The organism is Adonisia turfae CCMR0081 (assembly GCF_011009555.1).
GTDB classification, from domain to species: domain Bacteria; phylum Cyanobacteriota; class Cyanobacteriia; order Phormidesmidales; family Phormidesmidaceae; genus Leptothoe; species Leptothoe turfae.
Genome location: NZ_QXHD01000003.1, coordinates 479,108 through 493,257, shown reverse-complemented (window position 1 = coordinate 493,257; position 14,150 = coordinate 479,108). Strand labels below are relative to the sequence as shown.

General features: G+C 39.9%; 12 protein-coding genes. 3 read left to right on the top strand and 9 right to left on the bottom strand.

The window, feature by feature from the left end; all coding sequences use genetic code 11:
- The 6 genes from DXZ20_RS02795 to rfbC form a co-directional block, all read right to left on the bottom strand.
- The coding region (locus DXZ20_RS02795) for a GtrA family protein (RefSeq protein ID WP_250565574.1) at positions 1-339 on the bottom strand (339 nt) is incomplete at its 3' end.
- Positions 340-398: 59 nt separating this feature from the next.
- Entirely contained in the window at positions 399-2,642 is a 2,244-nt protein-coding gene (locus tag DXZ20_RS02790) for a hypothetical protein (RefSeq protein WP_163696284.1), read from the bottom strand.
- Between the two features lie 402 nt (positions 2,643-3,044).
- On the bottom strand, positions 3,045-4,121 hold the full coding sequence (rfbB, locus tag DXZ20_RS02785) for a dTDP-glucose 4,6-dehydratase (protein WP_163696282.1): 1,077 nt from the start codon (positions 4,119-4,121) through the stop codon (positions 3,045-3,047).
- A gap of 10 nt (positions 4,122-4,131) precedes the next feature.
- On the bottom strand, positions 4,132-5,205 hold the full coding sequence (locus DXZ20_RS02780; protein ID WP_163696281.1) for a glucose-1-phosphate thymidylyltransferase: 1,074 nt from the start codon (positions 5,203-5,205) through the stop codon (positions 4,132-4,134).
- On the bottom strand, positions 5,202-6,083 hold the full coding sequence (gene rfbD / locus DXZ20_RS02775) for a dTDP-4-dehydrorhamnose reductase (protein ID WP_348918535.1): 882 nt from the start codon (positions 6,081-6,083) through the stop codon (positions 5,202-5,204). Before rfbD ends, DXZ20_RS02780 begins: the two co-directional genes overlap by 4 nt.
- Positions 6,083-6,631: a dTDP-4-dehydrorhamnose 3,5-epimerase gene (rfbC, locus tag DXZ20_RS02770; RefSeq protein ID WP_163662343.1), complete on the bottom strand. Its 549-nt coding sequence runs from the start codon at positions 6,629-6,631 to the stop codon at positions 6,083-6,085. The genes rfbD and rfbC overlap by 1 nt, the downstream gene beginning before the upstream one ends.
- Positions 6,632-6,846: 215 nt before the next feature.
- Between rfbC and DXZ20_RS02765 the strand changes: the two genes are divergently transcribed.
- Positions 6,847-7,788, top strand: coding sequence for a glycosyltransferase (locus DXZ20_RS02765; protein ID WP_163662345.1), 942 nt, complete (start codon positions 6,847-6,849; stop codon positions 7,786-7,788).
- Here DXZ20_RS02765 and DXZ20_RS02760 read toward each other — a convergent pair.
- Both DXZ20_RS02760 and DXZ20_RS02755 read right to left on the bottom strand, forming a co-directional pair.
- Positions 7,732-8,634 carry a glycosyltransferase family 2 protein gene (locus DXZ20_RS02760; RefSeq protein WP_163696278.1) on the bottom strand — a complete coding sequence of 301 codons (903 nt, stop codon included), beginning with the start codon at positions 8,632-8,634 and terminating at the stop codon, positions 7,732-7,734. The two genes, DXZ20_RS02765 and DXZ20_RS02760, sit on opposite strands and share 57 nt — an antisense overlap.
- Before the next feature lie 18 nt (positions 8,635-8,652).
- Positions 8,653-10,185, bottom strand: a complete 1,533-nt coding sequence (locus tag DXZ20_RS02755) for a glycosyltransferase family 2 protein (protein WP_163696277.1) — start codon at positions 10,183-10,185, stop codon at positions 8,653-8,655.
- Positions 10,186-10,763: 578 nt separating this feature from the next.
- On the opposite strand from DXZ20_RS02755, the gene DXZ20_RS02750 reads away from it, so the two are divergent.
- Entirely contained in the window at positions 10,764-11,918 is a 1,155-nt protein-coding gene (locus DXZ20_RS02750; protein ID WP_163662350.1) for an acyltransferase family protein, read from the top strand.
- A 70-nt stretch (positions 11,919-11,988) separates the two neighbouring features.
- Positions 11,989-13,020, top strand: a complete 1,032-nt coding sequence (locus tag DXZ20_RS02745) for a hypothetical protein (protein ID WP_163662352.1) — start codon at positions 11,989-11,991, stop codon at positions 13,018-13,020.
- Positions 13,021-13,097: 77 nt separating this feature from the next.
- Here the strand turns inward: DXZ20_RS02745 and DXZ20_RS02740 are convergent, their stop codons facing one another.
- Positions 13,098-13,979: a class I SAM-dependent methyltransferase gene (locus tag DXZ20_RS02740; protein ID WP_163662354.1), complete on the bottom strand. Its 882-nt coding sequence runs from the start codon at positions 13,977-13,979 to the stop codon at positions 13,098-13,100.
- Positions 13,980-14,150 lie beyond the last annotated feature (171 nt).

The window sequence follows — 14,150 nt, the reverse complement described above, 5'->3', positions numbered from 1 at the left end:
AATCAAATAGTTTACACCCAGCCAATCAAGAACAGGAAAAATGACTAAAGTTCTCAATAGGATCGATAAACCAGCAGACAGATGATAGAGGGGTAACTGATTGAAGAGTATCCGCTTAATTTTCCAGGAACCACCAGGCCAAACCCAGATTCTATAGATAAAAAAGCTAGCAACAAGCGAAATCTCCATCGAGATGATGTTAGCTAGATTTCGCAGCACAGCAGAATCAAAGCCAACATTATCTACAAGGATAAATATTAGCACCAGGTTGAGAGCTGCAGCTAAGCCACCACCAAGCAAAAACCTAGTTATTTTAAGAGATAAAAAAGCAGGCATCATTAACTTTTTGTTGCTAACTTTTTTTCTGATTTTTATGTCCCTAGCGTAGTTAAACGTGACTAACTATTAGTTTTGTCAAGGGAGTAATTATTAAACTCCAATGCCAAACTCTTTTTATAAAGAAGCGAGTTGGAATTAGAGAATTCAAGCGTCCTAACTTTATTGCTATTGGAGTATGATTCTGTTTCAAAAAATGTCAAATCAAACATCTCACTAGATGAAGGTAGAGGATTGATAACTAAACCACCTTGAGCATTTTCAGGAATGAATCTGTACCGACTCGTTGAACCATTATAATATTGAACTTCTATATATGTAGGGGGAGCTCTAAAAAGTAGCTTGTATAACTTACCCAGTAACGTGTAACCAACTTTCACCTTTACAGTAGTGAAGCCGGAATCCATCTCGTCAATTGAAATTGGCACATTCCATTCTTTAGCTTGAGATATTGGTAAGCCATCAGTTGCACATCGACTATCGAGCGAACGATTCTGTAAAATTAAAGAGCTACTCGATTGTTTATCTAAACTTACCTTGTCATAATTACATAATACATACCTTAGTGTTTTAGGCTCATCAAAAAATGGATGCCTTCCATCGATGGATTTAAAATCGTAGAGCAGATACTTGCGAGGATTAAGTTGAAAGCTCTCTAAATTTTTAGTATCTAAAAAGTCTGTATAAACAGCATATGACTGAAAAATTGGGCGCGGCTGCCAGTTTAAATTATTTTTTTCAGCTCTAACGATATCCCATGGAATAATATCTACACTTTCAGAACCAAGAATATTCCGCACAGAATCCCCTAAATCCTCCGGCTCTAAGTTTCGTTGAGATTGTTTTTGCCCAATCAAATATTTGCCATAAATATCACTTGTATATTGAACTCGTCTAATGACTGAAAGTGGACTTAATGAGGTTAAGTTTACTTGACCGAACTCTCGACCAAATAAACTTGGATTAATAAGATAGAAGACTGTAAGGAATGCCATAATCCAAAGGACAAACGGTCTTCTATAAGGTCTTTTGATTGGAGGCGTATTGCCAGAAGGTTGTAATGAATTTCGATGCACCATCAGAATAGTACATATAACTATTAGAAGGGTGTGAAAGAATAGAAACATATGTCCATCTTGACGAACAAAACCATGTTTAAAAGAAAACCAAGAAAACAAGAATACTGATAGGAAGTAAGCTATGAGTCGAGGGTTTTGCAGAGATAATCGTGCTTGCTCTAGGCAATAAAACAAAATCGAAACCAGACAAACTAATCCGAACAATAGTTCTGGCCTAGGGCCAATGACGCTCATGGCACTTGAGTATCCTGAGGTTATCTCTAGTGCCGTGTGAAGGTACCGATAGATATCTCGATTAAGTAACGAGAGTAATAGGGTAGATATGGCAAATGAAATAACCAGAAGACTATGCCAATCTGGCCAAAACCCTCTAGATTCTCTTTTCTTACTTTGTTTACTAAACTCTTCTATGATTTTTAAGAAATTGAAACCGTATGTACGGTTTAAACCTAGAGGATTATTTGCTTTAAAGAAAGTTACAATAATTGTTAGTAATAGAGATACTAAGACAAAGAACAGCGAAAATCTTATACTTTTCTGAAATAACTCCGCAGGATAAACGAATAACTCACCAGCTAATAGGAAAGCACTTATAAAAACAATTAAAAAGCTAATGTTAGGAATGAATCTAGCAAGGTAACTCGTTTTTGGACTTTCACCATTAGCAAGCTTAGGGTATAATAATGGGAGAAATAAAAGAAATGCTTTTATACCAAGAGAGAGCTTGGTTAAGCTTAAAAAACCTGCTAATCCCCCTAACAAAAGTATCCAGAAAGAATTTAATTTTTTGTGCAATAGCAGAGTAACCAAAGCTAACAAAGTATACGCTAATTCATAATCATGTGATAGACCTCTACAATAGATTAAGCCAATAGAAAAAATAGCCAGGTACTTATATAGAATGTGAGATTTGTCCGTGGTAAGTATGAGACGTGTAAAAACCACCCAAAACATTAGGTGAACTATCGTGCGAAATAGCCAGATCTGCCACCAGACAATCTCCATCGAAACACCATGGGTCAAGAATCCCCAAGGACCAAAGGTAAATATAATGTCCTTGCCAAACTGCATTCCAGATTGAGCAGCACGGGTTATACCATATGACCAAGATGGATCTAGACCAATGTTAATGGGCCAGTGTAAGGGAAGAAATGCTAAAAATAGATAACCACAGCCAATCATAAAAATAGCTCTTGAATTAGCTATTTTAGCTATGAATTGTTTCATTTCTAAACAAGCCCCACAAAACAATCACCACCAATCATAAATCAATATTCTAGTTCAAGACCTCCAATAGGCTAATGCATAATATAGGTCTTGCTGAATAGTCAGAAACATCAACATTAAGACTTTGTTCAGTGTACATCTAACATTGAATATAGATAATCTCCTGTCCAAGTCTAGGAGTTTGTCTCAACCCTTACTCAACGCTAGAAATGCTAGATCATTAAACTGAGATGCACCATCCCATACCTAATAAAAGCTCTGCCAGGTAAGACCCATCTTGTCCGGTCAATCCGGTAATCAATGTTGTTTTAACCACCACATCTCCCAGGCACAAAATTACAACGAAATACGGTTAGGTTGCCCACAACCGTCATCATATTGTACGCAGGGATGCCACGAAGATTACGATTGCTCTACGCGATCACCATAGAGAGCTGCATAGTAACGCTGATAATCCTGTGATAATAGCGGTTGCCACCAACCAAGATGGGTCAGATACCACTGCACCGTTTGCCTTAAACCGGTAGCGAAGTCATACTCAGGCTGCCAATCCAGATCGCGTTGAATTTTAGAAATATCCATCGCATAGCGTCGGTCATGCCCAGGTCGATCCTTCACAAAGGTGATTAATTGCTTAGCCGGTCGAGTGGGCAAGTCTCCACCCAACTCATCCATAAGCTCACAAAGCTGTTCAACAATGTCAATATTTTTGACCTGGTTGTTACCACCAATATTATAGGTTTCTCCAGGTTTAGCCTTCAACAAAACCGTTTCAATAGCCCGACAATGATCCTCCACATGCAGCCAATCACGAATGTTTTGGCCATCTCCATACACTGGCAACGATTTACCTAAAAGAATGTTGACACACATCAGTGGAATCAACTTTTCAGGAAACTGATATGGTCCATAGTTGTTAGAACAGTTGGTAATCAGCGTAGGTAAACCATAGGTGTGAAAGTAAGCCCTGACTAAATGATCGCTACCGGCCTTTGAAGCTGAATAAGGGCTGTTGGGTGCATAGGATGTTGTTTCACTAAATGCTGGATCGTCCACACGTAAACTACCAAACACCTCATCCGTCGACACATGAAGAAACCGAAAATGGTTGGGTTTTCCTTGGGCTTCCCAATGCTGGCGAAAGGCTTCTAGCAGAGTAAACGTACCTACCACGTTGGTTTGCACAAATGCAGCAGGGCCAGAAATAGAACGGTCTACATGGGACTCAGCCGCAAAATGAACAATAGTGTCAATGCAATGATCAACTAGAAGTTGAGACACTAGATGCGTATCACAGATATCACCAGTAACAAGAATAAAGTTATCTTGAGATTCCAAGTCCTTTAAAGTGACACGATTACCAGCATAGGTAAGGGCGTCAAGAACAATGATGTTGACCGAGCTCTTGTAGCATTGGCGAACAAAATTTGAGCCAATAAACCCGGCACCACCTGTGATGAGTATATTTTTATTGTTCAATTCTTGCTCCTTAAACTAACTCAATCTGGCAATCATCCCCAATCATAAAGCGGGAAGCTTTGGGACGCTTAGGACTATGCACTAACTTGGCTCGCCGACCAATTAAACTGTCAACAATTCGTTGATGTAGCTGCTGGATAACAGCATCTTCTAGCACCACGCTATGATCCATCTCCACATCAATTAGCTTCACACCATTGGCAATACTGCTATAAGAACCGATAAAACAGTTTTCAAGATGGCAATTCTCTCCTATCACGACAGGACCACGAATAGTGCAGTTGGAAATTTTGGTACCTCGACCAATACGGACTCGCCCGCTAATTTTAGTCGTGTCGTCCATATCACCTAAAATCTCACTCGACAGGGTGGCATCTAAGATAATTTGGTTAGCTTCTAACAGGTCATCCTTTTTACCTGTATCTAACCACCACCCTTGCAGCTGTTGAGCGGTTACAGTTTTACCGCTATCTACCAGGGATTGAATAGCATCAGTAATTTCTAATTCGCCTCGGGCAGAGGGCTGTAGCGTAGCAATAATCTCGTGTACAGCTGATGCAAATAAATATACTCCCACGAGGGCAAAATCAGATGGTGGTTTTTGGGGCTTCTCTACTAGTTTGATCACCCCTCCCTGTTCATCTAATTCTGCAACACCAAAGGCTGTTGGATTCGGGACTTGCTTGAGCAGAATCATGGCATCAAGCTGTTGCTGATGAAAATCTTTGACAAATCTCATCAGACTGTCTTGAATCAAGTTATCACCCAGGTACATTAAAAAGGATGAGTCACCAAGAAACGGACGGGCAATTTTAACAGCATGGGCAAGTCCATCTGGGCTGCTTTGTGGAATGTAGGTGATCTTGCAGTTAAATCGCTCACCATTACCGGTGACAGCCCGAATTTCATCGCCAGTTTCTGGGCTAATAACAATACCAATATCGGTAATGCCTGCTGCAACAATTTGTTCAATACCGTACCAGAGGATGGGTTTATTAACTACGGGCACTAGCTGCTTAGCCCCGGTGTGGGTCAATGGACGTAGGCGGGTTCCTTTACCGCCTGATAGAATGAGTGCCTTCATACCCCAAACCTATGATATTCTTTGAGCATTTTTCGTAAACTAGTACGCCAGTGGGGGGCAGTCTGATTAATAACCTTGGCTATTTTTTCACCTGCCAACACCGAGTAGGCAGGTCTTTGTGAAGGGGTTGGATACTGCTCACTGGTAATCGGTTGCACATGGCTCAGTTGAATAGGATAGCCTAATGTTCTAGCTTCTTCAAAGATAGCAACGGCGAAATCATACCAGCTGACAGCACCACTATTGGTGTAATGATAAACACCAAAGTTGTTTTTTTGGAGATGCGGTATTAGGGTTGCGATCGCTTGGGCAATATCGTAGGCCCATGTAGGGGTCCCTACTTGATCATAGACAACGCCCAACTCATCTCGTTCTGCTCCCAAACGCAGCATCGTCTTAACAAAATTACCCTTGCCTTTTGCTCCGTAAACCCAAGCTGTACGAAAAATTACGGCTTGTGCTGTGGTGGCTTGAACGGCTAGTTCTCCATCACGTTTGGAGTGACCATATACCCCTAGAGGATTAGCCTCTGTGTCTGGTTGATAGGGACGGTTTTGCTGACCATCAAATACGTAGTCTGTGGAAATGTGGACTAGACTCGCTCCACACGCTACTGCTGCCTGAGCCAGCTTTTCTGGAGCCGCTGCATTGATGCGATGGGCTAAGTCAGGTTCATTTTCGGCTTTATCGACTGCTGTATAGGCGGCGGCATTAACAATGACGTCAGGCTGTTGGTTAACGACAGCGGGGACAATACTTTCCAAGTTAGTCAGGTCAAGATTAGTTCTGTTCCAGGCTATGACTGCCCCTAAGCTAGGTAATGTTAGCTTTAGCTCTTGTCCTACCTGTCCCTCACAGCCCAACAGTAAAATTTTCATCAGTCAAACACCTCAGCGATCGCAAATTGAACAGCTTGCTGATCTTTTTCTGATAGCACTGGAGTCGGACTAACTAATGGCCACTGAATGGCTAAATCGGTATCGTTCCATAGAATGCTGCGCTCATGCTGTGGCGCATAATAGTCAGTGGTTTTGTAAAGCACATCGGCTGAATCTGAGAGTACATAGAACCCATGGGCAAACCCAGGAGGTACCCATAGCTGTCGTTTATTCTCAGCACTGAGGGTAGCTCCTACCCAATGCCCAAAGGTATCTGAACTACGCCGGATATCGACTACCACGTCATAGATTTCACCCAGCACAACGCGAACTAACTTGCCCTGCACTTGCTGCACCTGGTAGTGCAAGCCCCGTAATATATTTTGTCTGGAGCGTGAATGATTATCTTGGACAAATTGACAATTCAAACCGGTTTCATCAGAAAATTTTTTTTGGTTAAAGCTTTCCAAAAAAAAACCGCGCTCATCGCCAAATACTTGAGGCTCAATTATGAGAACGTCTGGGATATCAGTGGGAATAACGTTCACAGTAAACCGCTCAAAAAACCTATCTCTTGAAGCACTGTATCATTCACTAGGGCTAAAGATAATGCCGATGGTAAAGCGGATAGGGTGCGATCGCACACCTGATAGGTCGTACTTTAATAGAATGGGATGATACAACGCAAAGGCTCAACCAGCTATTTGCATTTTACAGACTGGATTACGACTGACTCTTGATGGATGAACAAAGGTAGATAGCTATGGCTTATTTTTTATCCATCAATTACTATTCCACTGCCCTGTTACGTCATCTATTACGGTCTATAACAGAGTTATCGTCTTGTTCGTTACCCTATCAAGTCATTATTGTCAATAACTCTCCTGATGACGATTCTGTTTATGACTTACAGCAAGAATTTGAAAATATAACTATCATCACAGCGACCGATAACTTAGGGTTTGGTGGTGGTTGCAATTTAGGATTGGAACATGTTTACAAGCACAACCCAAATGCTTGGGTGTGGCTGATTAATCCAGATGCTTTGTTGATGCCCCAGGCGCTTAGCTACATCGAAGACTGCTTTAGATTGCACCCCAGCCTCAGCATTCTTGGCACCCGTATTCGGGCTAGCAAAGACGATTTATGGTTTGCCCAAGGTCGCTTTAATTGGTGGACAGGCTCTCTCAAGCATCGTTTACCAGATGCCGACACCACAGAACAACCGGTCAAAGTATTACCTAGCCGCTGGGTATCGGGGTGCAGCATGATTTTTAATTTGCAACGGTTTGAGAGCTGTCCTCTATTTGATCTCAATTTTTTCTTAGACTACGAAGATATTGAAATCTGTGAGCGATATTATCGTCAAGGGCACACCATCGGTGTAACCCAGGCAGTGTTGGTAAACCACGAAGTGTCAGCGATTACGCATCGCAACCGCCGAGCCAAATTTCGCCATGCCACCTTTAGCAAACTGTATTTTCTGCACAAACATGGTTCTCTACTAGCCCTGACATTAAACCTGGTTTACATGTTGGTGTGGAGCATAAAGCTTCTGCTGAGCGATATAGAAGTGGGGATTGGCCGTTTGCTGGGCTGGACTGATTTTCTGGGCTGGCAGGCTAAACGTTTGACTAAACAGCTCTCGTCAGAGCCGTTCCGTCCATCCACGGCGTTCACCCAATCGCAACAGACGTCTAGCTAGGGAGAAAATTGTTTGCGGATAGGTATACCAGGGACAATAGCGCCAAAGAATGTAAAGAATTGCTGGTGCAAACAGATGAGACCTGGGATGAAAGAAGGCGTATTTTAGCCCCGCTAAACTCTTGAAATTTTGTTTTTTTTGGTCTGCGGAAAAATCGTCTTGTAGAACAATTTTGGGAGCAACGTAGGGCTGGAAACCATGATTTTTGGCTCTGAGAACAAGTTCTGAATCAGCATGGTAATGGGGTAAAAACTTAGCCTGATATAGACCAACTTGTTCAAACACACTGCGATGAATGAGTACACCATCTCCGGGTAGCGTGTCTACTGGTAGGATGTCTTGGTCCATAATACTGGCGGGCAGATGCTCAACGGCTGTCGCGTGGTACCGTAGGCGCAAAAAGTTCGGTGTCCCCCAGGTGAGCTGAGTGCCTAAGGCCCAGACTTTGCCCGGTGAGTCTAGATAATCAATGCGATTGCCTAAGAGCTGGATATTATAGCGTTGAGCTAAGACAACCAACCTGTGGACATGCTCAGGGGGCACAACTGCATCATCGTTGATGGTGAAAATATAGTCATAATCATGAGCTAAAGCATAGCGAACACCTGTATTGGTTGCCCCTGCCCAATACTGATGATTATCAACTCGCAACAACACAACATCAGGATAGTATTGCTGTACCTTAGTAGCGGTGTCATCTGGAGAATTGGCATCCACCAAAACAACAGTGAGATTGGTATACGTCTGGTGGCTAAACTGTGCTAAAAAACGCTGGGTTTTTGGCCAACGGTTATAGGTAGGGATAACTGCAGCAACGCGAACATGAGCACTAGCGTTGGTTTCCATGGCCAAGAAAAACGTTTTCTATTGACTAAAATTGTGTTTGCTAGCTAATGTTTTGCGCCGTCTCCGTCGCTCGCTGGGCCATGCTAGTTGAAAGAACGGTTTTTTGACAGATAAGTTGGGGTTGTAGTAAGGATCATCCACCATGTATCCGCTATTTGCAAATTTTGCATGAAGACGTTCTAACTCCCCTGGTTTGAGCCCACTGCCTCTACTGATAGATTCATAGTGAATGAGTTCAGCATAGGGGGTAAAAACATTGCGGTAACCGGCTTGATGGACGCGCAGACATAGGTCAACGTCGTTGTAGTTTAGCGGAAAACTTTCGTCAAATCCTTGGAGGTCATTAAAGACACTCCGACGGATCATCATGCAGGCTCCGGTGACTCCAAGATAATTGCGATGGACGATATTAGAGCAATAGTAACCGTCGTATTTGCCTGGGGTATTGTGAAATGCGTGGCTTGGATTACCAGCCAAAATGAGGACACCTGCATGTTGTAAACGACCATTGGGATAAAACAGTTTGGCTCCAACAGCTCCAATCTCCTTTTGTTGGGCTAGTTCTAACATCGCCTCTATCCAACCAGGCGTGATCACTTCTGTGTCATCATTGAGCATCAACAGAATATCACCCTTGGCAGCTTGTGCCCCCAGGTTCATACGCTGGGAAAAGTTGAATGGCTGGTTACAACGCACGAGAGTGAGCTTAGGTCCCCTAACGGCTTGTAGTGTGGCCTCTGGAATATCGTAGCCGTCTACCAGAACAATTTCATAATTTTCATAGGTACTAAGGCAAAGAATGCTGGCAATACATTGCTCTAGCAAACATATGGATTTCCCTTTGATTTTTAATCGAGTAGCAGCACTAGGGATAATAATACTAATCAGTGGATTGCCTTGAATATGGCGACGGACTCGAAAGAAACCAGACTTGTTCGGTAAAGGCTCTGCAATGCCAGGATAAGGACTACGGTCTATGAAGGCCTGCAAAGCGTTGTGGGCAGATTTTAAAGTTTGATTATGACAGTCAAGCTGACTCCTTGAAGCTTTAGTATTAGGCAAGCGTCGCTTATGATAAAGGACTTTAGGAATATGGCAAATGCGACTGTTCTTCTCAGCTAGACGCAGCACCAGTTCCCATGCTTGGGCCCTCCCATATTGGCTACAAAATCCCCCAATCTCCTGGACAAGACTGGTACGATAAGCCCCAAGATGACAGGCATACATACAAGCTTGGTAATAGTCTGGAGACCAGTCAGGCTTAAAAAAGGGGGTTTTTCTTTTGCCTTCCAGCGTAATTTTATCCTCGTCAGTATAAATAAAATCGGTATCTGGATATTGCTGAATATACCTTGCAACCTCATAAAGGGCCCTATTAGATAGCTCATCTCCTGGTTCGACAAGAACAAAAAAATCTTCTTTTACATTCCTTAAAGCAATGTTGTAGTCATCATCATCTGTCTCACAACGAACAACGTTAATACGAAAGTCTTCTTTTACGTAGCAATCTAGCGTTGAAGAAAAGCGATAAAAATCATTAATGCTAGTCAAAATCAACAATTTCCAACGAACATGATGTTGAGCTAAAAGTGAATGTATTGATTTCCTTAGCAAACCTGGCTCAGTATTACTGAAGACACGTAATATAACAGCAATCAAAATTTGAGGAGCGTTTTCATCGCTGATGATCTGCTGTGTATCAAGATCATGCTCTTTGCAGAGTATATTTTGATACTTTGGTGAAGTTACAGCGATTCTTAGCAACTGAAACTCAACAGCAAAAGTTTCAGCAATCCAAGCAAGAGAAGATTTGATTATTTGCCACCATGCCATAAGACTTTATGTCAACAAACCAATATAACGCTGCGCAACTCTGCATTTGAACAGTATAGTGACGCACGTACATCTTGAAACCTCACCGACGCCAACCTACTAAAGTTGAGTCTTTTAGCTAAAAAGCATAAAAAATAGACTCTATATACAGAGCAAACAGTTGATATACAATAAAAAGACAAAGAAATCCTTTTTCTATAGACCCATAGATAAAAATCAGAGCACTTTCATTGCGCTATTAACTCGTTCTAAATGTCTTGCATTAACTTCTAAAGAAACAAAAATCATCATTCAGTATGTCAATTAACAACTTAAAAGCAAGTTCTATTAGCTCTCAAAATCCATCTAATGTTAGCAAAAAGCTAACTTTTATCTATGCACTAAAAGGGTTAGCTTCATTAGCGATTGTTTTATTTCACTTAGTGGCAATACCTCAACCCAACCTAGAGATTCCTGTTTTTTTGAATGTAATAAAAACTCATTTTGGTCTAGGTGTTACTCTTTTCTTTGTTATAAGTGCTTATACATTATGCTTGTCTGCAGAAAATAGAAAATTTGAAGACAAAAAAACTTTAAAGTTCTATATTAGAAGATTTTTCAGAATTGCTCCACTATTTTATGTAATGTTAGCTTTTTGGATGGTAATTCGATTATTAATTTGGTCCAAACAAACAAGCTTTCTAGAATTTTTATCCAATGTGACTTTCATCTTTAATTTTTTTCCTGAGTATCATACAAGCATTGTTTGGGCAGGCTGGACTATTGGAGTAGAAATACTTTTCTATTTGATATTTCCCTTTTTATACTCTGCAATTAATAATTTCAAAAGACTATTCATTTTATTTCTCTTTACTCTCGGCATAGCCATCATATCTGTTCATATTATATTGACACTGCCAAACTCACCAAACAGTTATACATATATGTTTTTTCTATCGAGGTTTCCAATATTCATTTGTGGGATGATTGTTTTTTGGATACAAAAAAAGATCTCTAAACTCAAAGAATCAAGCAAAGGAAACATAGAAAAGTTCAGTTTCGGATTATTTATTTTATTTATTGGACTTTCCATAATTTTGGTTCATTCTCAGCCTCTATTCAATGCACTTCCAGGAGCAATAGTAAGGATCTACACCTATATTTGGGCAATTAATTTCGGCATTCTAATTAATTTCTTATTCCTAAATAGCCATCGATTAATTGTGAATAAATTCACCTGCTTTTATGGAAAAATCAGTTACAGCCTGTATTTGCTTCACCCTTTTCTAATTTATGCTTTGATTCCTACCTATAAAAGGATCTACGCCCTAAATCTTGATTCACAACTCGTGAAGCTATCTATTTGTATGTTGATCACACTAGCAATATTGACTCCCTTGTCAATGTTAACCTTTAGATATATTGAGAAACCTGGCCTCAATTTTGGAAAACGTTTAATTTCTAGAATATAAATTAAACTAACATTATTAGCCATGCAAATAATGTCATCAAAAATGCTTTACCTTAAAATCAGTCAAATTTATGCAGCTAATTATTCATCCTGGGTATGGAAAATGTGGAACTTCTTCAATTCAAGCATTTCTCTACTCTAATCTTCAATATTTAGAAAAAACTGGTATATACCTTCCAGATTCAAATTTTAATTTTTCCTTTGAACGTAATGTTAAGTCTTTCAATTTTTCTGCTCCCAATCCTTATTTTCAAGATTTGATAACTTCTCGTAAGATCAGTGTCTTTGAGAAACGCATAAAACAAGTATTATCGCAAGCAAAAAAGGTCCAATGTAAGGCTATACTAATATCATCCGAAGTTTTAGGACACGAATGGTCATTTGCCTCAGCTCGGGAAATTCATGCTGTATTTGCAAAATACTTTCAAGAAAGAACGGTCTGTTTTTATATCAGAAGGCAAGATGACTATTTAGTATCTAGCTGGGAACAGTGGTATCACAAAGTAGGGGAAAGCTTAGAAAGCTATGTTAATGAGTCTCTTCAAAATCATTCACCTAACTATCTAAAAATCGTAAGTTTTCTAGAAGAGTGTTATGGACCTAGTTCCTTACAAGTGTTTCCCATTAATCGAGAAGTATTAATAGGTAAAAATTTAATTTCTGATTTTTGTCAACGAATAAATTTGAGTATTCCTGAATCGTTAGTGACCGATATCCGTACAAATGTAGGGTTAAATCCATATCTGTGCGATATTTTGTATCGCATACCTCACTTATATAACGGACATCACGATTACTCAGTCAAAAATCTCCTCACAAATTTTATTGGTGAAAAAGATTTATTGCTTAGAAATGGCAAAAGTATCTTATCTATGTCTTTAAGAAGACGCGTAGTAGAACACTTTAGAAGTGACAATGAATTGCTCAAGACTAAATATTTTAATAATCTATCGGTTGATGAGATATTTGGTTTAAATGCTTACGCTCAAGAACCATTAGATAATGGAGAATTAAGGCTTCAGATTGAAGAACTTAAGAATGTAATAGCTATTCAAATGGAATTAATTATTCATCTACTAAAAGAATCAGACAAAACCCGATAGACGTATAATCGACATTTATTGAGTTGTATCTGATTCATATTTATCTTCCGTAATTAGATATAGACGTTAGATCAAATTCATTTCTTTTTGAAAAACATAGTTGGATGAAATTTGGTTGTGTCAAAGTTATGTAGTTCAAATAACTGCTTGTAGGCGTCTCTAGCGTATGCTTCAGGTATAAACGTTTCTCCATAAAATTCTGATGTCATCGCTCCACCACCAGATACTTCTTTTTTATTTGAGTGCACAAATTCGCCTCGATTATAAGCAGACTTAGCAGCCTCAAAATCTTCAAAAAGAGTACTTAAGCCGCTTGAATAACTATCAAGATCAGTTCGTCCCTTTAAACTCTCACAGTATCTAAAAAACGGATTGCCCCGAGTGGTTAAAGCTAATGAACCATTAGGCTTTAGCAAGCGATGAAACTCTTCCATCCAGAGTCGACATGCCTCCTCGGACAAATGTGAAAAGACAGAATATCCAACAATATGTGTAAATGTGGACTCTGCTAATTGAGTTGGTGGATAAGCAGAACAAACAAAGAAGTTATTTGTGCCAAAACATTCTTTACAAATTTGAATGGACTCTGCCTCTACATCTAAACCGTAAATATTATTGAGTGGTGTTTCTTTAAGGAAAAATCTAGCTATTCTTCCCCAACCAACACCAAAGTCAAGTACCACGCTTTGTTCAGATAAAGCGTTATTCATCCCATTAAAGTTTTGTGCACAATCACAGTAAAACTTAAAGGCCTCCTCAAGAGTTGCTTTACCTGATATACCTGTTGTCCTTTCTTGATAGTCGCTACTTGGAAAAGATGGAAGAGGATTACCTCTGATGACTAAGTTTTGTTTCTCGAGGCTTGAGCAAATTAGATTAAACCATTGATTATTTGATAGTTCGCTAGGCGACAATTCAGATGTAGTTTTTTCCCTTCTGAAAATGTTCCAGAGACCCATAAGTACATTCAAATAACTTACTAAGGTCTAAAATATATGTTGCACAATCATGATTTGTCAACCAAGGTTAACTGACGAACGACGTCAACCACCTACATACTATTTACAAATTAAATGAGGTTTGACCAATTACCTTAACAAAAGAAACTTTAATCCTGAAAAAGCACCTTA

Excerpts from the sequence above, each read along its gene's own strand:
- DXZ20_RS02745 (WP_163662352.1), top strand. The coding sequence starts at position 11,989 with ATGCAGCTAATTATTCATCCTGGGTATGGAAAATGTGGAACTTCTTCA.
- DXZ20_RS02765 (WP_163662345.1), top strand. The coding sequence starts at position 6,847 with ATGGCTTATTTTTTATCCATCAATTACTATTCCACTGCCCTGTTACGT.
- DXZ20_RS02740 (WP_163662354.1), bottom strand. The coding sequence starts at position 13,979 with ATGGGTCTCTGGAACATTTTCAGAAGGGAAAAAACTACATCTGAATTG.
- rfbD (WP_348918535.1), bottom strand. The coding sequence starts at position 6,083 with ATGAAAATTTTACTGTTGGGCTGTGAGGGACAGGTAGGACAAGAGCTA.
- DXZ20_RS02760 (WP_163696278.1), bottom strand. The coding sequence starts at position 8,634 with ATGGAAACCAACGCTAGTGCTCATGTTCGCGTTGCTGCAGTTATCCCT.
- DXZ20_RS02750 (WP_163662350.1), top strand. The coding sequence starts at position 10,764 with ATGTCAATTAACAACTTAAAAGCAAGTTCTATTAGCTCTCAAAATCCA.
- DXZ20_RS02790 (WP_163696284.1), bottom strand. The coding sequence starts at position 2,642 with ATGAAACAATTCATAGCTAAAATAGCTAATTCAAGAGCTATTTTTATG.
- DXZ20_RS02780 (WP_163696281.1), bottom strand. The coding sequence starts at position 5,205 with ATGAAGGCACTCATTCTATCAGGCGGTAAAGGAACCCGCCTACGTCCA.